Genomic DNA, 20,720 nt, shown 5'->3' with positions numbered 1-20,720 from the left:
CGGGCACGGGCCCGGTATTCCTTGCGAATTGTACGTACTGACCTTCTCATCACCCGCGCATGGTGCGCTCGACGTCGGTCAGGCTGGCCTGGAAGACATCCAGGCCGAACAGGCGCTCGCGGTAGGCGCGCAGCGCCGGGGCGTCGTCCCCCGGGTCGGCGCCGTACCGCGCCAGACGCCAGAGCAGCGGCGCAAGCGCCAGGTCCATGACGGTACGCTCCTCGCTGAGAAACCACTCTTCCTGGGCGAACAGCTCGTCCGCCGCAATCAGCTCTTCCCGCAGGGCCCGGGCGGCGCGTTCCCGGGCCGCCTTGTCGCCGTGCTCGAGATCCTCGAGCAGCCCGTACCAGTCGCGCTCGATACGGTACTGGGCGAGCCGCGCCTTGGCCCGCGACACCGGATCCACCGGCATCATGGGCGGATGCGGAAAGCGCTCGTCCAGGTACTCGACAATGATCTTCGGTTCATAGAGACACAGGTCCCTGTCCACCAGCGTCGGTACGCCCCCGTAGGGATTGAGTTCCATGAGATCCTCGGGGACGGCGTCCGCGTCCACGTTGTGGATCTCGGCCTGGATTCCCTTCTCGGCCAGAACAAAGCGTACCCGGTGGCTGTAGGGGCAGCTCGCCCCGGAGAACAGGGTCATGATGGAACGCTTGTTCACTGAGGCCATTCGGCACTCCCGCGTACGGCGGGATGCCGGGCACGAACCGGCACCCCGCAGGTCAATGGACGTCCTTCCAGAACTCTTTCTTGAGGAAGTACGCCAGCACCGTGAAGACGGCGAAGAACAGCAGGACCCAGACACCGAGATTCTGCCGCTGGGCCTTGACCGGCTCGGCGACGTAGTCGAGGAAGTTGGTGATATCCCGGGTCGCCGCCCGGTACTCGGCCTGGCTCATGGAGCCGGTGCCTTCCTCCACCTCGAAGTCCACCGGGGCCTCGTCCTCGTGGCCCTCTTCGTAGACCGGCTTCTGCCGCCCCTGGAGGGTCTCCAGGACGTGCGGCATGGCCGTTCCCTCGATGACGGTGTTGTTGTAGCCGGTGGGCGATTCCTCATCCACGTAGAACCGGTTGAGGAACGTATAGATGTAGCCCGGCCCGTGGCGCCGGGCCGTCAGGGACAGATCCGGCACCGGTACCCCGAACCACTGCTCCGCGTCCGCCTCGGTCATGGCGTTGGTCATGGGGTCGTGGATCTGGGTGTCCGGCTTGAACATCAGGTACTGCTCGACCAGATCCTCGTCCAGCCCCAGATCGTTGGCGATGCGATTGTAGCGGATCAGCTCCGCCTCATGACAGGCCATGCAGTAGTTCGCGAACAGCTTGGCCCCCCGCTGCAGCGAGGCCTTGTCGTGCGGATCCACTTCCGGATCCAGGCGATCACCACCGCCACCCGCTGTCCAGCCCACGGCTGGAAGGACGACGAGCGTCAGCATTAGCAGGATTTTTCTCATCAGGACGTCACCCTTTCCGGAACCGGCTTGGTCTTTTCCAGGCCGAAGGCCGTGTAGATGAACAGGAAGACGAAGAAGCCGAAGTACACCACCGTTCCCAGCCGGGCCAGCATCGTGTACACCGTGGTCGGCGGCTGCGTGCCCAGGTAGGTCAGCAGCACGAACGACAGGGCGAACAGGGTCAGGGCCACCTTGTAGCTCAGCCCCCGGTAGCGGATCGAGCGGACCTTGCCCCGGTCCAGCCAGGGCAGCACGAACAGGATCAGCACCGCCGTGCCCATGACCACCACACCGCCGAAGGCGTCGGGGACGCCGCGGAGCATGGCGTAGAAGGCCGCGAAATACCACACGGGCGCAATGTGGTCCGGCGTGACCTGCGGGTTGGCCTTCTCGAAGTTCGGCGCCTCGATGAACATGCCGAAGAACTCGGGGAGATAGAAAACGATCACCGAGAACAGGATGAAGTACACCCCGACGCCGACCAGGTCCTTCACCGTGTAGTACGGGTGGAAGGGGATGCCGTCCTTCGGTACGCCGTTTTCGTCCTTGTTCTTCTTGATGTCCACGCCGTCGGGATTGTTCGACCCGACCTCGTGCAGCGCCAGGATATGGGCCACTACCAGGAAGATGATCACCAGCGGCACGGCGACCACGTGCAGCGCAAAGAAGCGGTTCAGCGTGATCTCGGAGACGACGAAATCGCCGCGGATCCACTGCGCCAGGTCGGGCCCGATGTAGGGAATCGTGCCGAACAGCGAGATGATTACCTGCGCGCCCCAGTAGGACATCTGCCCCCAGGGCAGCATGTAGCCCATGAAGGCCTCGGCCATCAGCGCCAGGAAGATCAGGCAGCCGAACAGCCACAGCAGCTCCCGGGGCTTCTGGTGGGAGCCGTACAGCAGCGCCCGGAACATGTGCAGGTAGACCACGATGAAGAAGGCCGACGCCCCCGTGGTATGGATGTAGCGGATGAGCCAGCCCCACTGGACGTCGCGCATGATGTATTCCACGGACTGGAACGCGCGCGCATCGGAGGGGACGTAGTTCATGGTCAGGAAGATCCCGGTCACCACCTGGATGACCAGCGTCAGCAGCGCCAGCGACCCGAAGTAGTACCAGAAGTTGAAGTTCTTGGGCGCGTAGTACTCGGAGACGTGCTCGCGCCACATCTTGGTCATGGGGAAACGGTCATCGATCCAGCCGACCAGCCCGCCGGATGTCCTGGTCTCGCTCATCAGGCTGCTCCTTCTTCGTCTTCGCCCACGAGGACCGTGCTGTCATCGATGAAGTAGTAGGGCGGCACCTCGAGGTTCAGCGGCGCGGGCACGCCCTGGTAGACGCGGCCGGCCAGGTCGAAGTACGAGCCGTGGCAGGGGCAGAAAAAGCCGCCGACCCACTTGTCATCGATGCCCTCGGGCTTCTCTTCGGGACGATACAGCGGCGAGCACCCGAGATGGGTGCAGATCCCCACAAGCACCATGATCTCCGGCTTGATGGAGCGATACTGGTTCTGCGCGTACTCCGGCTGCTGCGGCTGGCTGGAGTCCGGATCCCGCAGCACGTCCTCGATCGTGTCCAGCTCCTCCAGCTGCTCCTCCGACCGGCGGAACAGCCAGACCGGGTTCCCCCGCCACTTGACGTTGATCAGCTGCCCGGGCTCCAGCCCGGAGATATCCACCTCCACGGGCGCCCCGGCCGCCTGCGCCCGGGCGCTGGGGCGCCAGTAGGCGATAAAGGGTACCGCCAGGAACGCGGCGCCCACCCCTCCGACCACGGATGTCGCCGCAGTCAGAAAGCGGCGCCTGCTCTTGTCCGCGCCTTCCTGATTCATTCATGCCCCCTAACTGGGTTGAAACAACGGACTCGGTAGTACTTGTGCGAATGCGAACGGCCGGCGACTCGCGGCGGGCGGCCGCGTCCCGGGCACCGCACGGCGCCAGCATGTTCCACGGGGCACACCCGAATGACGTGGTCGCTGGTCCGGCGCGAGGGCACAGCAGCCCCCTGTGGCCCGGCTGACACGGCGCACAAGGATCCGACATCCGACCCGGGAGGTCAAGCCGGGCGAGCCCTGCGCGTTTCGCCGGACACCCCGTCTGGCGGGTCTACGCCGGGCTGTCGATGTCGACGAAGACGTGCTCGAGATCAAACCGTTCCGCAAGGTGCTCCCCCAGCGCACGGGCACCGCCGCGCTCGGTGGCATGATGCCCCGCTGCGACATAGTGCAGCCCGCACTCCCGCGCGGTATGCACCGTGGGCTCCGAGATCTCGCCGGAGAGATACAGGTCCACGCCCAGGGTGGCGACGTGATCGATGAACCCCTGGCCGCCGCCGCTGCACCAGGCCAGCCGCCGGATGGCGTGGCTGCCGCCCGCCACCGTCACGGGCTCCCGGCCCAGCGCCCCGGCCACCCGGTCGGTGAACGCGGACAGCGCCAGCGGCTCCGACGGCTCGCCCACCATGCCCAGCGGCCGATCGGTGCCGGTATCGAAGGTATCGGTCACGGTCAGCCCGAGATCGCGTGCCAGGCAGGCGTTGTTGCCCAGGCGCGGGTGGGCGTCCAGGGGCAGGTGATAGGCGAGCACGCTCATGCCGCGGCCGAGCAGGGTGCGCAGCCGTTGCGCCTTCATGCCGGTCACCCGGGCGTCCTCGTTCTTCCAGAAATAGCCGTGGTGGACCAGCACGGCATCGGCATCGCGCTCCACGGCCGCATCCAGCAGGGCCTGGCACGCGGTCACCCCGGAGACCAGGCGTCGCACTGGCCGGGTGCCCTCGACCTGCAGGCCGTTGGGGGCATAGTCGCGGAATGCGTGGGCTTCCAGCAGTCCGTCCACGTAGTCGGCGAGCTGTCGCGGCTCCATCGGTCCTCCCTTGCCATCACCATGGTTCCCCACGGCAACGCTGCGGTTACAATGGCGTCCGATTCTACACCGAGGCGGCTGGAACCGACATGCAGACCCGACGCGCCCTGCGCTTCCTGTTGAGCTATTCCCTGATCGGCGTGGCGGTGGCCATCGCCATCGTGTGGCTGTTCCCCGGCGTCCTGGTCCTGCCGGGGGAGGACCAGGAGGTGGTCACGGTCCGGGAGTCGGGCCGCGACAGCGCCGCCGGCAGCGAGCCCGCGGCACGCCGGCAGGGTCCGGTTTCCTATGCCGACGCCGTGGAGGCAGCCGCGCCCGCGGTGGTGAACATATTCACCGCCACGCGGGTGGCCCGACGGCATCCGCTCTACGACGATCCCCTGTTCCGGCGTTTCTTCGGCGACCGGGAGGAGAGCCGCTCCCCCGGGCGCACCCAGACCAATCTCGGCTCCGGCGTCATCATCGGCGACCAGGGGCACGTGCTCACCAGCAACCACGTCATCGAGGGCGCGGATGCCATCCAGGTGTCCCTCAACGACGGCCGCGCACGCACGGCGCGGGTGGTGGGCACCGATCCGGAGACCGACCTGGCGGTGCTGGAGATCGACCTGGAGGATCCGCCGGGCATTACCGTCGGGGACTCGGGCGAGCTGCGCGTCGGCGATGTCGTGCTGGCCATCGGCAACCCCTACGGCGTGGGGCAGACGGTCACCCAGGGCATCGTCAGCGCCACCGGGCGCAGCCACCTGGGCCTGACCACCTTCGAGAACTTCATCCAGACCGACGCCGCCATCAACCCGGGGAATTCCGGGGGGGCACTGGTCAACGCCCACGGCGAGCTCATCGGCATCAACACGGCCATCTTCAGCCGCTCGGGCGGCTCCCACGGCATCGGCTTCGCCATCCCCGCCGCCCTCGCCCGGGGGGTCATGGAGAGCATCATCGAGAAAGGCCGGGTGATCCGGGGCTGGGCCGGCGTCGAGATCCAGGACGTCACGCCGTCCCTGGCCGAATCCTTCGGGCTCGACACCACCGAGGGGGTGCTCATCGCCGGGGTGATGCGCGGCGGCCCGGCGGACGAGGCCGGTCTCGCACCGGGCGACGTCATCCTGTCGGTGGACGGCGAGCGCATGACCAGCAGCCAGGAAGTGCTCATGCGCATCAGCGACCAGGAGCCCGGCGACACCGTGACCCTGACGGGCCTGCGCGACGGCGAGCGGTTCCAGCAGGAGCTCACGGTGCGGGAGCGCCCGGCCGCCGAACAGCTCCAGCAGCAGCGCTAGTGTCCTGCCCCGGACACTAGCGGCGCCGGCCGTCAGGCCCGCAGGGCGGCATCCAGCGCCCGGAGGAAGCGGTCGTTCTCTTCCGGCGTGCCCACGGTGACCCGCAGGCAGTCCGCCAGGAGACGATGGGCGCCGTCCAGGCACTTGACGAGAACGCCGTCGTCCCGCAGCCGGCCGTGAATCGCGCCCGCCCCGCCGGGCGGGGTGCGGAACAGGATGAAGTTCGCCTCGCTGGGCCACACTGCCAGTTCCGGGCGCTGGTCCAGGGCTTGATGGAGCCGCTCGCGCTCGCGGCGGACCGCCTCGGTCTGCTGCCGCAGGTGCCCGGCATGATCCAGGGCGAACGCGGCGCTGGCCTGGGTCAGCGCGTTGATGTTGTAGGGCAGCCGGCACTTCTCGAGCTGGGCCAGCCAGTCGGGATGCCCCGCCAGGTAGCCCAGGCGCAGCCCGGCGAGCCCCATCTTGGATACGGTCCGCATGACCAGCAGATGGGGGTGCTGCGCCAGGGCGGACATCCACGTACGCCCGCAGAACGGCTCGTAGGCCTCGTCCACCACCACGATCCCCGGCACGGCCCGGATCACCGCCTCCATGCCGGCGTCATCGAACGTATTCCCCGTGGGGTTGTTGGGATACGCCAGATAGACGATGGCCGGCCGGTAGCGGTCGATGGCCGCCAGCATGGCCTCGGTATCCAGGGCGAAATCGTTCTCGCCGAGCAGGACCTCGGCATAGCCCATGCCGGTGAAGCCGGCGATCAGGCGGTACATGGCGAACCCCGGGGCCGGCGTCAGCACGGTCCGCGCCTCGCCGCCCAGTGCCAGGCCGAGGAGCTGGATGAGCTCGTCCGAGCCGTTGCCCAGCAGCAGCCCCGCTTCGTCCGGAACGGCTGCCTCGCGCCGCAGGCGCTCCTTGACCGCCGCCGCCGTGGGGTCGGGATAGCGGTTGACGCTGACCCCGGACAGGGCCTGCAGCCAGGCGTCGCGGAGCTCGCCCGGCCAGGGGTACGGATTCTCCATGGCGTCCAGCTTGACCATGCCGGCGGCCGGCGGCACGTGATAGGCCTCCATGGCCTGCACGGCCGGGCGCACCAGGCGCGCGATGCGCTCGGCCGGCGCCTCAGCCCTGCTCATGGTCGCGGATCCGGTAGCGCGCGGATTCGGCGTGGGCCGTCAGCCCCTCGGCCTCGGCCAGCACGGTCGCGATCCGTCCGTGACGGGCGGCGCCCTCCGGGGTCGCCTGGATCAGGCTGCTGCGCTTCTGGAAATCGTACACCCCCAGCGGTGAGGCGAAGCGCGCCGTGCGGCCGGTGGGCAGCACGTGGTTGGGCCCGGCGCAGTAGTCGCCCAGCACTTCCGGCGTGTGGCGGCCCAGGAAGATGGCGCCGGCATGCCGGATGCGCTCGGCCATGCGGCGCGGCTGGGCCACGGACAGTTCCAGGTGCTCGGGGGCGACGTAGTTGGTGACCTCCTCGGCCTCCACCAGGTCGCGCACGCAGATGAGCGCGCCGCGATTGGCCAGCGACGCGCGAATGATCTCCGAGCGCTCCATACCCGGCAGCAGCCGTTCCATGGACTGCTGCACCTGGTCCAGGTAGCGGGCGTCGGGGCAGATCAGCACGGCCCGCGCCATGTCGTCGTGCTCCGCCTGGGAGAACAGGTCCATGGCGATCCAGTCCGGCTCCGTCTGGCCGTCGCAGATGATCAGAATCTCCGACGGGCCGGCGACCATGTCGATGCCCACGCGCCCGAACACGCGCCGCTTGGCCGCGGCCACGTAGGCGTTGCCCGGGCCGACGATCTTGTCCACCGCCGGGATCGTTGCCGTGCCGTAGGCCAGCGCGGCCACCGCCTGGGCGCCGCCGACGGTGTACACGCGGGTGACGCCGGCCAGGTACGCCGCCGCCAGCACCAGCGGGTCCAGCTCGCCGTCCGGCGCCGGCACCATCATGACGATGTCGCCGACGCCGGCCACGCTGGCGGGGATGGCATTCATGAGCACCGACGACGGATAGGCCGCCCGCCCGCCGGGCACGTACAGGCCGACCCGGTCCAGGGGCGCGATCTTCTGGCCCAGCAGCGTGCCGTCGTCCTCGGTGTACTCCCAGGACTCCATGCGCTGGTGCTCGGCGTAGGCCTGGATGCGCTCGGCGGCGTGGGTCAGCGCCTCCCGCTGCGCCGGCTCCAGCCCCTCGAAGGCAGCCTGCAGCCGCTCCGGCGGAACCTGCAGGTCGGCGACGCGGCTCGCGTGCAGGCGATCCAGCTCGCGGGTATAGCGCAGCACGGCCTCGTCGCCCTCGCGCCGTACGCTCTCCAGGATCTCGGTGACCACGCGCTCGACGGCCAGATCGTCGTCCGTGGCGTCGCTGGTGAGCCGCTCCAGGCTCTCCCAGAAATCCGGCTGCGTGGTACTCAGTCGCGTAATCTCGACCATGCTATCTCTCCCGCGCTCAGGCCGCCTGCACGCCGACGGCATCGGCGAGCCGTTCCGTGAATGCCTTGATCCGGCGGTGCTTCATCTTCATGGCGGCCTTGTTGACGATCAGCCGCGAGCTGATGTCCGCCACGTGCTCCAGCGGCTCCAGGCCGTTGGCGCGCAGGGTGTTGCCGGTGTCCACCAGATCCACGATGAGATCCGCCAGCCCGGCGATGGGGGCGAGCTCCATGGAGCCGTACAGCTTCACCGTCTCCACCTGCCGGCCCTGCTCGGCGAAGTAGCGCCGGGCGATATTGACGAACTTCGTCGCCACCCGGACCTTGCCCCGCCCGGCGTTGGCGCCGGGGTAGCCGGCCACCATCATGCGGCAGCGGGCGATGCCCAGGTCCAGGGGCTCGTATAGCCCCGCACCGCCGTGCTCCAGGAGGACATCCTTGCCCGCCACGCCGACGTCGGCGGCGCCGTACTCCACGTACGTGGGCACGTCGGTGGCGCGCAGGATCACCAGCTGCACCCCGGGTTCCGAGGTATCCAGAACCAGCTTGCGGCTGCTGTCCGGATCATCCCGGGGCTCGACCCCGGCATGCGCCAGCAGCGGCAGGGTATCGTCGAGGATGCGCCCCTTGGACAGCGCAATGGTCAGCGTCTCGGTCATGGCATGGCTCCCCGTCGGCCGGCGGTCACGCGGGCACGCGGCGGATGTCCGCGCCCAGCTGCGCCAGCTTCTCTTCGATGCACTCGTAGCCGCGATCAATGTGGTAGATGCGATCCACCTCGGTCTCGCCTTCGGCCACCAGCCCGGCCAGCACCAGGCTGGCCGAGGCGCGCAGGTCCGTCGCCATGACCGGAGCCCCCTTGAGCGCGGACACGCCCCGGCAGATGGCGGTATTGCCCTCCAGCCGGATATCCGCGCCCATGCGCTGCATCTCCAGCACGTGCATGAAGCGGTTCTCGAACACGGTCTCCGTCACCGTCGCCGCCCCCTCCGCCACGGCGTTCAGCGCACAGAACTGCGCCTGCATGTCCGTGGGGAAGGCGGGGTACGGCGCGGTGCGCAGGCTCACGGCACGCGCGCGGCGCCCCTGCATGTCGAGGCTGATGGAGTCCTCGCCCACCTGCAGGTCGGCGCCGCACTCGCGCAGCTTCTGCAGCACCGCGTCCAGCAGGGACGCGCGGGTATCGCGCAGCGTCACGCGCCCCCCGGTCATGGCGGCGGCGACCAGATAGGTGCCCGTCTCGATGCGGTCCGGCAGGACCTGGTAGCTGGTGCCGTAGAGACGGTCCACGCCCTCGATCACCACGGTATCGGTGCCGGCGCCGCTGACCCGCGCGCCCATGGCGTTGAGGCAGTCCGCCAGGTCCACCACCTCCGGCTCGCGCGCCGCGTTCTCGATGACGGTGGTGCCCTCGGCCAGGGTCGCCGCCATCATGAGATTCTCCGTGCCGGTGACCGTGATCAGGTCCATGACGATACGGGCGCCCTGCAACCGGTTCGCGCGCGCACGGATGTAGCCCCCTTCCACCGCGATCTCCGCCCCCATGGCGGTAAGGCCGTCGATGTGCAGGTTCACCGGGCGGGAGCCGATGGCGCAGCCGCCCGGCAGCGACACGTCCGCCTCGCCGTAGCGGGCGAGCAGGGGGCCCAGCACGAGAATGGACGCCCGCATGGTCCGCACCAGCTCGTAGGGCGCGTGCAGGGAGCTGATGGGCGCCGTGTCCACCTCGATGCGCATGCGCTCGTCCACGGTCAGGCGCACGCCCATGCGCCCGAGCAGCTCCATGGTGGTGGTGATGTCGTGCAGGTGCGGGATGTTGCCGATGGTCATGGGACCGTCGGCAAGCAGACTCGCGGCCAGGATGGGCAGGGCCGCATTCTTGGCGCCGGAGATGCGGATGGAGCCGTCCAGGGCCCCGCCGCCGTTGATGATCAGTTTCTCCATGGGATCCGTGTCCGGTCTGGGCGGGGCGCGCCGGCCCCGGGGGATGCATCGTCGGTCCTGCCGGGGCCCGTCAACCCGATCACCCCTGCTCCTTCTGCCACTGCTCGGGCGTGAGCGTACGCATGGACAGCGCGTGCAGCTCATCCGAGTGGATGTGGTCCTCCAGCACGCTGTAGACCAGCCGGTGGCGCGCCAGCGGGGCCTTGGCCTCGAACGCCGGGGTAACGACGGTGGCCTGGAAGTGCCGGCCGTCGCCGTCGACCTGGGCGTGGCAGTCCGGCAGTCCGTTCTCGATCAACTGCTTGATTTCCTGGGGTTGCATCATGGTGCGCCCGCGCTCCCTGATTGCTGTGCCCGCAACGGCGGCGTGTCCGTGGGCCCGGCACGTACGGCGACGTACTCAGGCCCGCTGCAGCGGGAGAATGGTATCCACGCCGCTCACACGGGCAATGGCCTGCATTTGGTCCGGTATGTTAACAAATTCGACACTGCCACCGTGATGACGCTGCTCCCGGGTCCAGTGGATCAGCAGCGCAACCCCGGCGCTGTCGGCCCGGGTTACGCCGCCCAGGTCGATGACCACCTCCTCCGGCCGCGGCAGCAGCTCGCCGGATTGCTGCCACAACGAGCGCACGGTGGCGATCTCCAGGGCGCCCTCGAGGCGCAGCCGGCCCGGCTGGTCCGTTGCCTGCAGCCGCGCCGGGGTCACAGCTCCGTCTCGCCCGCGCGGTTGCGTTCCTCGAGCTTCTCCAGCAGGCCGTCCACGCCGCTGCGCCGGATCTCGCTGCCGAAGCTGTCGCGGTAGCTGGTCACCAGGCTGACGCCCTCCACCGTGACATCATAGACCTGCCAGCCGTTGCGCTCACCCTTGCGGAACTTGTAGGTGATCGGGATCGCCGGACCGTCCCGCTGGTCCACCTCGACGCTCATGGAGGCGCGCCCGCGCTCCTCGTCGACGTTGGCCGAACGGTAGCGCACATCCTCGTCCTCGTAGTCCAGCAGGGGCTGGGAATAGGTGCGCAGCAGCAGCGTCGTGAGCTCCTCGGTGAGCTGCTCGCGCTGGGCCTCCGAGGCCTCGTTCCAGTAGCGCCCGAGGGCCAGGCGCGTGACCAGCTCCATGTTGATCTGCGGCAGCACCTCGCGGCGGACCAGGTCATAGACGAACCCCGGGTTGTCCTCCAGGTTGCCCTCGTAGCTGCGCAGCTCGTCCAGGACCTGCTCCGTGGTCTCGCGCACGATCTCCTCCGGCCCCCGGTCCGCGGCGCCGGCCCCGAAAGGCAGCAGGACCAGGCAGGCCAGTGCCACCGCCGCTCGTACGTTGCGCATGATCATTCCTCCTCGTTATCCCCGCCCATCTGGTAGAGGAACTGCCCGATGAGACGCTCCAGGACCAGGGCGGACTGGGTCAGCGTGATCTCGTCGCCGTCGCGCAGATACATGTCCATGCCCCCGGGGTCCAGCGCGATGTACTGCTCGCCCAGCAGGCCCGAGGTATAGATGCTGGCGCTGGTATCCTCGGGAAGCCGGTAGTCGGACTGGATGCGCGCCGAGACCACGGCCTGGTAGCTGTCCGGGTCGAGGCGGATGTCGCTGACGCGCCCCACCCGCACGCCGCCCACGGTAACCGGCGCCCGCGTCCGCAGGCCGCCGATGTTGGCGAAGCGCAGCTCCACCTCGTAGCCGTCCGTGCTCTCGAACACCGGAATATTGCTCACCTGGATGGCCAGAGCGAACAGCGCCGCGGCCCCCAGGGCCACGAACAGCCCTACCCAGATCTCGACCACTCGCCTGTTGCGCATGCCGCCTCTCTTGAATCAGCCAAACATCAGTGCGGTCAGAACGAAATCGAGCCCCAGCACCGCCAGGGACGTATTCACCACCGTGCGGGTGGTGGCGCGGCTGACGCCTTCCGAGGTGGGCTCGGCATCGTACCCCTCGAACACGGCGATCCAGCTCGCCACGAAGCCGAAAGCCAGGCTCTTGATCACACCGTTGAGAATATCCTCGCGGAATTCTACGGCATCCTGCATCTGTCCCCAGAAAGCGCCGCTATCGACGCCGAGCAGGCCGACGCCGACGAGATAGGCGCCGAAGATCGCCAGGAAGCTGAAGATCGCCGCCAGCAGCGGCATGGCCAGGAAGCCCGCGAGCAGCCGCGGCGCAATGACGCGCCGCATGGGGTCGACGGCCATCATCTCCATGCCCGAGAGCTGGTCGGTGCTCTTCATCAGGCCGATTTCCGCGGCCAGGGCGGATCCGGCGCGGCCGCCGAACAGCAGCGCCGTGACCACGGGCCCGAGCTCGCGCACCACCGACAGCGCCACCAGCACGCCCAGGGACTGGTCGGCGCCGAAGTTGACCAGGGTCGTGTAGCCCTGCAGCCCCAGCACCATGCCCACGAACAGCCCGGAGACCACGATGATCACCAGCGACAGCACGCCCACGGAGAACAGCTGCTGTACCACCAGCCCGGGGCGCAGCGCCAGTGCCGGCATGCCCGCCAGGGCGCGCAGCAGGAACAGGAAGCCCCGTCCCAGGCGAGCGAAAACCTCCAGGGAGGTTGCACCCAGTCGCTGCAGTCCGTTCAGCATCAGGCGTGCCCGCTCCCCGCTGCGCCCAGGAGATCCTCCGCGAAGCCCGCCTTAGCCGGATAGTGGAACGGCACCGGGCCATCCGGAAGCCCGTGCATGAACTGGCGCACCCACTCGGACTCCGAGGCATACAGGGCCTCCGGCGTGCCGGACTCGACGATGCGCCCGCCGGACAGGACGTGGATGCGGTCGGCGATGCGCGCCGTCTCGGCGACGTCGTGGGAGACGATGATGCTGGTCAGGCCGAGGACGTCGTTGAGGCGCCGGATCAGATCCACCAGCACCCCCATGGAGATGGGGTCCTGGCCCGTGAACGGCTCGTCGTACATGACCATGGTGGGATCCAGGGCGATGGCCCGGGCCAGGGCGACGCGGCGGGCCATGCCGCCGGACAGCTCCGCCGGCATGAGGTCGCGGGCGCCCCGCAGGCCCACCGCCTGCAGCTTCAGCAGCACCAGGTCCCGCAGCACGGGCTCCGGCAGGTCCGTGTGCTCGCGCAGGGGGAAAGCGACATTGTCGAAGACGCTCAGATCCGTGAGCAGCGCGCCGCTCTGGAACAGCATTCCCATGCGGCGCCGCAGCCGGTACAGGCCGGTGATTCCCAGGGCGTGGACGTTGTCGCCGTCCACGTGCACGGTGCCCCGGTCGGGCTGGAGCTGCCCGCCCACGAGCTTGAGCAGCGTGGTCTTGCCGGTGCCGCTGGGGCCCATGATGGCCGTCACCTCGCCGCGCCGGATGCGCAGGTCCACGCCGGCGAAGATGGGCTTGTCGCCCCGGGCGAAGTGGAGATCCCGGATCTCTACGAGGACGTCGTCGGCGGTGGGCGTAGGTGCGGACATCGGATCACTGGACCGTGCGGCATGGCCGGGACGAGCCGCACGAGTATCCGGCAACCCCCGGGGTGAGTCAATGAGCGTACGGGCGACGGCGATGGCTGGTAGCATACCCGCCGTTCCGCACCCGGGGGGATTACCTTGCTGGCTTTCGCTGTCTCTGTACTCGTTGTCGGTTTCGCGGTGCTGGCATGGAGTGCCGACCGCCTGGTGGCCGCCGCATCCGCGGTCGCCCTGCACCTGGGGATGACCCCGGTGGTGGTGGGCGTGTTCGTGGTCGGCTTCGGCACCTCGGCCCCGGAGCTGCTGGTGTCGGCGCTGGCGGCGCTGGACGAGGCCCCGGAGCTGGCCCTGGGCAACGCCCTGGGCTCGAACATCGCCAACGTGGGCCTGATCCTCGGGCTGACGCTGCTGCTGTCGCCGGTCCCCCGCCACGGCGCCGAGCAGCGGCTGACGGTGCTGCTGCTGACCCTGGCGACCCTGCTGACCCTGGGGCTGATCGCCAACGGCGACCTCAACCGCCCGGAGGGACTCGTGCTGATGGCCGGCCTGGGCGTCACCCTGGGGCTGATCCTGCACGCGAGCCGCCGGGGCGCGCCGCCGCTGCCGGAAGAGCCGGTCACGGCGGAACAGGGACCGCTGCGGAGCACCGTGGAGCTGATCATCAGCCTGGCGGTGGTGCTGGCCAGCGCCCGGGCGCTGGTGTGGGCCGCCGTCACCCTGGCCGAGGCCGCCGGCGTCAGCGAGCTCGTCATCGGCCTGGGCGTGGTTGCCGTGGGCACCAGCCTGCCGGAGCTGGCCACGGTGCTGGCATCCGCCCGGCGCCGCGAGTACGGGCTGCTGTACGGCAACCTGCTGGGATCGAACCTGTTCAACCTGCTGGCGGTGCTGGGCATCGCGGCCATCATCTACCCGGTCACGATCACGCCGCTGGTGCTGTATCGCGACGGCCTGTCCATGGCCGCGTTCACGGTGCCGCTGCTGCTGCTGGGCCTGGGTCGCCTGGCCGGCGTCCGCCCCCTCGGCGCCGCCCTGCTCCTCGGCTACGGCGCCTACCAGGCGGGCCTGCTGCTGTCGTCCTGATCGCCCGCGCGCGTGGCTGCGACGCGAACGCGTGTCAGGCATACTACGATGTCCCCCAACGAAGGGCCTGCTGCATGAGCGCGCAATCAGGCAACGCAACCAGCCGCATCACCGACGAGCGCCTGTGCTCCCTGGGCCGCGCCGTGCTGGAGACCGAGGCGGAAGCGATCACCGCCCTGCTGCCGCGGGTGGACGAGAGCTTCGTGCAGGCATGCAAGTTCATGCTCGCCTGCGAAGGCCGGATCGTCGTCCTGGGCATGGGCAAATCCGGCCATATCGCCGGCAAGATCGCCGCCACCCTGGCCAGCACCGGCTCCCCGGCGTTCTTCGTCCACCCGGGCGAAGCCAGCCACGGCGACCTGGGCATGATCACGCCGCGGGACGTGGTACTGGCGCTGTCGAACTCCGGCGAGACCGAGGAGCTGATCACCATCCTGCCGCTGATCAAGCGGCTGGACGTCCCGCTCATCGCCATGACCGGCAAGCCCGAATCCACGCTGAGCCGCTCCGCCTCCGTGCACATCGACGTGGGCGTGGCCCAGGAAGCCTGTCCACTGAATCTGGCACCCACCTCCAGCACCACCGCGGCCCTGGCCATGGGCGACGCCCTGGCCGTTTCCCTGCTGGAGGCCCGCGGCTTCACCCGCGAGGACTTCGCCCGCTCCCATCCCGGCGGCAAGCTCGGGCGCCGGCTGCTGCTGCTCATCGACGACATCATGCACCGGGGCGAGGCCGTGCCGCGGGTGCGCCCGGACGCACCGCTGCGCGACGCGCTGGTGGAGATGAGCCGCAAAGGCCTGGGCATGACGGCGATCATGGACGATGACGGACGCCTGGCCGGGATCTTCACCGACGGCGACCTGCGCCGCAGCCTGGACCAGGGCGTGGACCTCCATGCCACGGCCGTCGGCGACGTCATGACCCCCGGCGGCAAGACCATGGCGGCGGGCAGCCTGGCCGCCGAGGCCCTGCAGCTCATGGAGGAATGCAAGATCAACGCGATCCTCGTGGTGGACGCCGACGAGCGCGTGATCGGCGCCCTCAACATGCACGACCTGCTGCGTGCCGGAGTGGTGTAATGACGGAGACTGCCGACGACAGCCTTGTTGCGGTGCCCGCCGGGGAGCTGCGACGGCGCGCGGCCGGCGTGGCGCTGCTGGTGCTGGACGTCGACGGCGTTCTCACCGACGGCACCATCTACTACGGCGCCGACGGCGAGACCCTGAAGGCGTTCAACATCATGGACGGCCTGGGGCTGCGGCTGCTCGCGCGCTCCGGGATCGCCACGGCCATCATCAGCGCCCGGACGTCGCCGCCGCTGCTGCGGCGCGCCGAGGACCTGGGCATCGACCATGTCTATACCGGGCGCCACGACAAGGAGGCTGCCTGGGACGAGCTCCTGGCGGACACGGGTACCGGGCCGGAGGCCGCCGCCTTCGTCGGCGACGACCTCATCGACCTCGGCCTGCTCCGCCGCGCCGGGCTCGCCGTGGCGGTATGCAACGGCCACCCGGCGGTGCGGCAGCGAGCGCACTATGTCACCCTGCGCTCCGGAGGCCACGGCGCCGTGCGCGAGGTCGCCGAGCTGCTCCTCGCCTCCCGGGGCGCCCTCGAGCCGCTGATCCGGGACCATGCTGCCCGATAGGCGCTGGACGTTCCGCATCGTCACGGCCGTGCTGCTGGTGGCCGTCGGCTGGTGGGTACTGGACGAGGAGACCCACGAGCCCGTGACCGCGGACCGGCAGGAAGGCGAGCAGCGGCCGGACTACTTCATGGAGGCGTTCACGCTGACGGCCACCGGCGACGGCGGCGAGCGGCGCTACCGGCTGGAGTCGCCGCGCATGGAGCACTTCCGCGGGCGCGACGAATGGCTGGTGGACAGGCCGCGGGTGACCTACTTCACCGACTCCGGCCAGCCCTGGCGGCTGCGCGCCGAGCGCGGCCGGGCCTGGAACCGTGTCGAGGACGTCCACCTCCAGGGCGAGGTCACCATACGTCGGGACGCCGGCGCGGAGCACCCGCCGGCCAACGTGGATACCAGCGAGGTGTTCCTGAAGCCGGAACAGCGCTACGCGGAGACGGACGAGCACGCGGTCTACTGGCGCGACGGCGCACGCATGGAGGGGGTCGGCCTGCGGGCATGGCTGGACCGCGAGGAGCTGGATCTGCTGTCGGAGGTGCAGGGTCGTTATGTCGTTCCCGAATAGGCCATGGACAACCCCGGCTCCGCCGCCGTCGCGGCGCGGAAGAGCCGCCGCGGGCCTCGGCGGCCTGCTCCTGGCGGCCCTGGCCGCCCCGGTGACGCCGGCGGCCGCCGCGGAGCGGATCAATCTCGATGCCGACCGGGCGGAGATCAACAATGCCACCGGTGTCAGCGTCTACACGGGGGACGTGGTGCTTACCCGGGGCGGCCGCCGGATTACCGGCGAGCGCATGACGGTGTACCTGGACGGCAGCGGCGACCAGCAGACCCTGGATCACGTCGTCGTCGAAGGCGAGCCGGCCGTCTACACCCAGCAGGGCACGGAAGAGCGCCGCCCGGTGGAGGCGGAAGCACCGCGCATGGAGTACTACGCCAGCGGTCCGGAGCGGGTCATCCTCCTGAACGGCGGCAAGGTCGTCCAGGGGCGCAACACGTTCACCGGCGAGCGCATCGAGTACAACGTCACCGCGGACGTCGTCGACGCGCGCAGCGAGCCGGACTCCGACCGGCGCGTGCAGATCACCCTGTTCCCCGAGGACGACGGCGACGGAGAGAGCGAGTGAGCCTGCTGCGCACCGAGGATCTGACCAAGATCTACCGGCGCAAGGCCGTCGTCCAGGGAGCGTCCCTGGAGGTGGCCAGCGGCGAGGTCGTGGGATTGCTAGGCCCCAACGGCGCGGGCAAGACCACCTGCTTCTACATGGTCGTCGGGCTCGTTCCCGCCGACGGGGGCCGCATCGAGCTCGACGATGCCGACATCACCGAGCTGCCCATGCACGTGCGGGCCCGGCGCGGCATCGGCTATCTGCCCCAGGAGGCCTCGATCTTCCGCAAGCTCACCGTCATGGACAATCTCCTGGCGATCCTGGAGACGCGCCCGGAGCTCAAGCGCCACCAGCGACGGGAGCGGGCCCGCGAGCTGCTGGAGGAGTTCAACGTGGCCCATCTCCACGACCAGACCGGCATCAGCCTGTCGGGCGGCGAGCGGCGGCGGGTGGAAATCGCCCGGGCGCTGGCGGCCAACCCGCGCTTCATCCTGCTGGACGAGCCGTTCGCGGGCGTGGACCCCATCTCGGTCCTGGACATCCAGGCCATCATCCGGCACCTGGCGGAGCGGGACATCGGCGTGCTGATCACCGATCACAACGTCCGCGAGACCCTGGGCATCTGCCAGCGCGCCTACATCCTCGCACAGGGGGAGGTCATCGCCCGGGGCACGTCCGACGAGGTACTGGCCAACCAGCGGGTGCGCGAGGTCTACCTGGGGGAGCACTTCCGCCTCTAGCGCCTCCCGGCCAGCCGCCGTTGCCAACCTCTCCGGAAACCACTGGGACTTGACAGGATCTCCGCAAAGGTTGGTAAGGCAAGGATCGGGCCAATGTTCTAACGCGGCGCCTTGTCGGTTAGGATAGGAGCCGTGAACGGGCAACCACCGTACGCGAACCGATTGTCGGACCCCTGTGGCATCCCCTGCCGGGATGCAGGAGAACCGCTTTGTCGATGAAGCAGTCGCTGCAGCTCCGCCTGGGACAGCAGCTGACCATGACGCCCCAGCTGCAGCAGGCCATCAAGCTGCTGCAGCTGTCCACCCTGGAGCTGCGCACCGAGATCCAGCAGGCGCTGGACTCCAACTTCATGCTGGAGCCGGCCGAGGAGCTGGACGAGAACGACGAGGCGGAGTACGAGGGCAACGACATCGACGCTCCCGAGCCTGCGAAAGCCGATACGGACGGCGACGACCGGGCATCCAGCGGCGAAGGCGACAGCGGTGACGACGCCGCGCCGGCCGGCGCGACCTCCGCGGCCGAGGGCGACGGCAGCGCAGAGGCCGGGGACTCCGGGGAGGCCCCGCAGGACACCCCGCGGGACGATATCCCCGACGATCTGCCGCTGGATTCCGACTGGGACGACATCTACGACGGCAGCACCGCCTACAGCGCCCCGGATCCCGACGACGACCAGCGCGAGACCTGGGAGAACCGCACCGCCGAGAGCGGCGGCGGGCTCCACGAGCATCTCCTCTGGCAGGCGCGGCTGTCCCATTTCACTCCGCGGGATCTGGCCATCGCCGAGGCCATCATCGACGGTGTCCGCGACGACGGCTATCTCGGGGTCAGTCTCGAGGACATCTGCGTCGCGGTGGACAGCGACGAGGCGGTGGAGATCGATGAGGTCGAGGCGGTGCGCCACCTCATCCAGCGCTTCGACCCGGTGGGCGTCGCCTCCCTGGACCCGCGGGAGGCGCTGCTGGTGCAGCTGGAACAATACCCCGCCGACACCCCCTGGCTGGCCGAGGCGCGGCTGCTGGTGGACCGCCACCTGGACCTGCTGAGCAACCGCCAGCTGAACCAGCTCACCCGCAAGCTGCGGGTCAGCCAGGAGGAGCTCGGCAGGGTTCTCGATCTCGTGCGCACGCTGGACCCCCGGCCCGGCTCGCAGATCGGCACGCCCGCCGCCGAGTACGTCGTTCCCGACGTCTACGTGCGCAAGGAACGCGGCGCCTGGCGGGTGGAGCTCAACCCCGAGGCGGCGCCGCGGATCCGCGTCAACAGCTACTATGCGGGCCTGGTGCGCCGCGGCGACCAGAGCAGCGACAACACCACCATGCGCCAGCACCTCCAGGAGGCGCGCTGGTTCATCAAGAGCCTCAAGAGCCGCAACGAGACGCTGCTCAAGGTCGCCAGCTGCATCGTCAACCACCAGCAGGAGTTCCTGGAGCACGGCGAGGAGGCCATGAAGCCCCTGGTCCTGCGCGAGGTCGCCGAGGAGGTGGACATGCACGAGTCCACCATCTCCCGGATCACGACCCAGAAGTACATGTACACGCCGCGCGGCACGTTCGAGTTCAAGTACTTCTTCTCCAGCCACGTGCACACCGTCGACGGCGAGGAATGCTCGGCGACGTCCATCCGCGCGCGCATCCGCCGCCTCATCGGCGAGGAGGACCCGCGCAAGCCCCTGAGCGACAGCAAGCTCGCCGAGATCCTCAGGGACGAGGGAATCGATGTGGCGCGACGGACCGTGGCCAAGTATCGTGAATCCATGTCCATCGCGTCATCGAACGAGAGAAAGCGTATCGCCTGAGGGGGCACGAGCGCCGGGAGGCATGCCCGCAAGGGCACTTACATGGTAGGAGGACCTATGCAGATCGACGTAACGGGACACCATATCGACCTTACGGACGCCCTGCGGGATTACGTGCACGGCAAGATGGACAAACTGGAACGCCATTTCGACAATGTCGTCAACGTTCATGTCATCCTCACCGTGGAGAAGCTGCGCCAGAAGGCGGAGGCGACCATGAAGCTGAGCGGCGCCAAGCTCTATGCCGACGCCAGTGCCGAGGACATGTACGCGGCCATCGACGGTCTGGTGGACAAGCTCGATCGGCAGGTCAAGAAGCACAAGGAGAAGACGACGGATCATCGGCGCACGGAAGGCGCCCAGGCCAAGGCGGCCGGTGACGGTGAAGAGGACTGAGCCCGGACGCCCCGGTGGCGCCGCACGGCGCCACCGGCCCCAGCGGATGCCGCAGCCATGACCCTGCGTGGAACAGCATGATCAAGATTGCCGACCTGATCACCCCGAGCCGGACGGCCTGTGACATCGACGTCACCAGCAAGAAGCGGGGACTGGAGGAGCTCAGCGAGCTGATTGCTGCGTCCGACCCCGCGCTCCCGGCGAAGACCATCTTCGACAAGCTCATCAACCGCGAAAAGCTCGGCAGCACGGGGCTCGGCAACGGGGTTGCCCTGCCCCATGCGCGCATGGACGGCAACGAGGCCGCCACCGCGGCATTCGTGCGCACCCGGGAGCCCATCGACTTCGACGCCTTCGATGGCGAGCCGGTGGATCTCCTGTTCGCACTGGTGGTACCGGAGCACTTTACCGACGAGCACTTGCAGATCCTGGCCCGGCTGGCGGAGATGTTCAGTGACGCGGCGTTCTGCAAGCAGCTGCGGGAAGCAGCCGATGCCGAGACCCTGTTCCGGCTGCTGACGGAGTGGGACGCCTGACCGGCGGCTCCGGGCAT

General features: G+C 69.0%; 25 protein-coding genes. 10 read left to right on the top strand and 15 right to left on the bottom strand.

Annotated elements, in window-relative coordinates; genetic code table 11:
* Positions 1-49: 49 nt before the first annotated feature.
* The 5 genes from QWY84_RS07250 to QWY84_RS07230 form a co-directional block, all read right to left on the bottom strand.
* Complete coding sequence (locus QWY84_RS07250; protein WP_290201888.1) at positions 50-673, bottom strand: glutathione S-transferase N-terminal domain-containing protein; 624 nt, start codon at positions 671-673, stop codon at positions 50-52.
* A 52-nt stretch (positions 674-725) separates the two neighbouring features.
* On the bottom strand, positions 726-1,457 hold the full coding sequence (locus QWY84_RS07245; RefSeq protein WP_290201886.1) for a cytochrome c1: 732 nt from the start codon (positions 1,455-1,457) through the stop codon (positions 726-728).
* On the bottom strand, positions 1,457-2,692 hold the full coding sequence (locus QWY84_RS07240) for a cytochrome b (protein ID WP_290201885.1): 1,236 nt from the start codon (positions 2,690-2,692) through the stop codon (positions 1,457-1,459). The genes QWY84_RS07245 and QWY84_RS07240 overlap by 1 nt, the downstream gene beginning before the upstream one ends.
* Complete coding sequence (petA, locus tag QWY84_RS07235) at positions 2,692-3,288, bottom strand: ubiquinol-cytochrome c reductase iron-sulfur subunit (RefSeq protein ID WP_290201884.1); 597 nt, start codon at positions 3,286-3,288, stop codon at positions 2,692-2,694. Before petA ends, QWY84_RS07240 begins: the two co-directional genes overlap by 1 nt.
* Before the next feature lie 274 nt (positions 3,289-3,562).
* The gene (locus QWY84_RS07230) at positions 3,563-4,318 is read right to left on the bottom strand and encodes a Nif3-like dinuclear metal center hexameric protein (protein WP_290201882.1); all 756 of its coding nucleotides are present in this window, start codon (positions 4,316-4,318) and stop codon (positions 3,563-3,565) included.
* An 89-nt stretch (positions 4,319-4,407) separates the two neighbouring features.
* On the opposite strand from QWY84_RS07230, the gene QWY84_RS07225 reads away from it, so the two are divergent.
* Complete coding sequence (locus QWY84_RS07225; protein ID WP_290201881.1) at positions 4,408-5,601, top strand: S1C family serine protease; 1,194 nt, start codon at positions 4,408-4,410, stop codon at positions 5,599-5,601.
* 32 nt (positions 5,602-5,633) lie between these two features.
* Here the strand turns inward: QWY84_RS07225 and hisC are convergent, their stop codons facing one another.
* The 10 genes from hisC to QWY84_RS07175 form a co-directional block, all read right to left on the bottom strand.
* The gene (gene hisC, locus QWY84_RS07220) at positions 5,634-6,734 is read right to left on the bottom strand and encodes a histidinol-phosphate transaminase (protein WP_290201879.1); all 1,101 of its coding nucleotides are present in this window, start codon (positions 6,732-6,734) and stop codon (positions 5,634-5,636) included.
* A complete protein-coding gene (gene hisD, locus QWY84_RS07215) occupies positions 6,721-8,034 on the bottom strand; it encodes a histidinol dehydrogenase (RefSeq protein ID WP_290201878.1) in 1,314 nt (437 codons plus the stop codon). The genes hisC and hisD overlap by 14 nt, the downstream gene beginning before the upstream one ends.
* A 16-nt stretch (positions 8,035-8,050) precedes the next feature.
* Positions 8,051-8,692 carry an ATP phosphoribosyltransferase gene (gene hisG / locus QWY84_RS07210; RefSeq protein WP_290201877.1) on the bottom strand — a complete coding sequence of 214 codons (642 nt, stop codon included), beginning with the start codon at positions 8,690-8,692 and terminating at the stop codon, positions 8,051-8,053.
* Positions 8,693-8,717: 25 nt separating this feature from the next.
* A complete protein-coding gene (gene murA, locus QWY84_RS07205; RefSeq protein WP_290201876.1) occupies positions 8,718-9,977 on the bottom strand; it encodes a UDP-N-acetylglucosamine 1-carboxyvinyltransferase in 1,260 nt (419 codons plus the stop codon).
* A gap of 79 nt (positions 9,978-10,056) precedes the next feature.
* Complete coding sequence (locus QWY84_RS07200; RefSeq protein ID WP_290201874.1) at positions 10,057-10,302, bottom strand: BolA family protein; 246 nt, start codon at positions 10,300-10,302, stop codon at positions 10,057-10,059.
* Between the two features lie 75 nt (positions 10,303-10,377).
* Positions 10,378-10,686 carry an STAS domain-containing protein gene (locus tag QWY84_RS07195; protein ID WP_290201872.1) on the bottom strand — a complete coding sequence of 103 codons (309 nt, stop codon included), beginning with the start codon at positions 10,684-10,686 and terminating at the stop codon, positions 10,378-10,380.
* Positions 10,683-11,303 carry an MlaC/ttg2D family ABC transporter substrate-binding protein gene (locus tag QWY84_RS07190; protein ID WP_290201870.1) on the bottom strand — a complete coding sequence of 207 codons (621 nt, stop codon included), beginning with the start codon at positions 11,301-11,303 and terminating at the stop codon, positions 10,683-10,685. The genes QWY84_RS07195 and QWY84_RS07190 overlap by 4 nt, the downstream gene beginning before the upstream one ends.
* Before the next feature lie 2 nt (positions 11,304-11,305).
* A complete protein-coding gene (gene mlaD, locus QWY84_RS07185; protein ID WP_290201867.1) occupies positions 11,306-11,776 on the bottom strand; it encodes an outer membrane lipid asymmetry maintenance protein MlaD in 471 nt (156 codons plus the stop codon).
* Positions 11,777-11,791: 15 nt separating this feature from the next.
* On the bottom strand, positions 11,792-12,568 hold the full coding sequence (gene mlaE, locus QWY84_RS07180; RefSeq protein ID WP_290201865.1) for a lipid asymmetry maintenance ABC transporter permease subunit MlaE: 777 nt from the start codon (positions 12,566-12,568) through the stop codon (positions 11,792-11,794).
* Positions 12,568-13,407, bottom strand: a complete 840-nt coding sequence (locus tag QWY84_RS07175; RefSeq protein ID WP_290201863.1) for an ABC transporter ATP-binding protein — start codon at positions 13,405-13,407, stop codon at positions 12,568-12,570. The genes mlaE and QWY84_RS07175 overlap by 1 nt, the downstream gene beginning before the upstream one ends.
* A 135-nt stretch (positions 13,408-13,542) precedes the next feature.
* On the opposite strand from QWY84_RS07175, the gene QWY84_RS07170 reads away from it, so the two are divergent.
* The 9 genes from QWY84_RS07170 to ptsN all read left to right on the top strand — a co-directional run bounded on the left by QWY84_RS07170 (position 13,543) and on the right by ptsN (position 20,703).
* Positions 13,543-14,484, top strand: a complete 942-nt coding sequence (locus QWY84_RS07170; protein WP_290201861.1) for a calcium/sodium antiporter — start codon at positions 13,543-13,545, stop codon at positions 14,482-14,484.
* Positions 14,485-14,558: 74 nt separating this feature from the next.
* Entirely contained in the window at positions 14,559-15,563 is a 1,005-nt protein-coding gene (locus tag QWY84_RS07165) for a KpsF/GutQ family sugar-phosphate isomerase (RefSeq protein WP_290201859.1), read from the top strand.
* Positions 15,563-16,129: a KdsC family phosphatase gene (locus tag QWY84_RS07160; RefSeq protein ID WP_290201858.1), complete on the top strand. Its 567-nt coding sequence runs from the start codon at positions 15,563-15,565 to the stop codon at positions 16,127-16,129. The genes QWY84_RS07165 and QWY84_RS07160 overlap by 1 nt, the downstream gene beginning before the upstream one ends.
* Positions 16,116-16,691: an LPS export ABC transporter periplasmic protein LptC gene (gene lptC, locus QWY84_RS07155; protein ID WP_290201857.1), complete on the top strand. Its 576-nt coding sequence runs from the start codon at positions 16,116-16,118 to the stop codon at positions 16,689-16,691. Before QWY84_RS07160 ends, lptC begins: the two co-directional genes overlap by 14 nt.
* Entirely contained in the window at positions 16,675-17,250 is a 576-nt protein-coding gene (gene lptA, locus QWY84_RS07150) for a lipopolysaccharide transport periplasmic protein LptA (protein WP_290201855.1), read from the top strand. Before lptC ends, lptA begins: the two co-directional genes overlap by 17 nt.
* On the top strand, positions 17,247-17,972 hold the full coding sequence (lptB, locus tag QWY84_RS07145) for an LPS export ABC transporter ATP-binding protein (RefSeq protein WP_290201854.1): 726 nt from the start codon (positions 17,247-17,249) through the stop codon (positions 17,970-17,972). Before lptA ends, lptB begins: the two co-directional genes overlap by 4 nt.
* Before the next feature lie 215 nt (positions 17,973-18,187).
* A complete protein-coding gene (locus tag QWY84_RS07140; RefSeq protein WP_290201853.1) occupies positions 18,188-19,771 on the top strand; it encodes an RNA polymerase factor sigma-54 in 1,584 nt (527 codons plus the stop codon).
* A 57-nt stretch (positions 19,772-19,828) separates the two neighbouring features.
* A complete protein-coding gene (gene hpf / locus QWY84_RS07135) occupies positions 19,829-20,167 on the top strand; it encodes a ribosome hibernation-promoting factor, HPF/YfiA family (protein ID WP_290201851.1) in 339 nt (112 codons plus the stop codon).
* 77 nt (positions 20,168-20,244) lie between these two features.
* Positions 20,245-20,703, top strand: coding sequence for a PTS IIA-like nitrogen regulatory protein PtsN (gene ptsN / locus QWY84_RS07130; protein WP_290201849.1), 459 nt, complete (start codon positions 20,245-20,247; stop codon positions 20,701-20,703).
* The last annotated feature ends 17 nt before the right edge of the window (positions 20,704-20,720 follow it).

The organism is Aquisalimonas lutea, from assembly GCF_030409225.1.
GTDB lineage: Bacteria > Pseudomonadota > Gammaproteobacteria > Nitrococcales > Aquisalimonadaceae > Aquisalimonas > Aquisalimonas lutea.
This window is presented reverse-complemented; position numbering and strand designations above follow the sequence as displayed.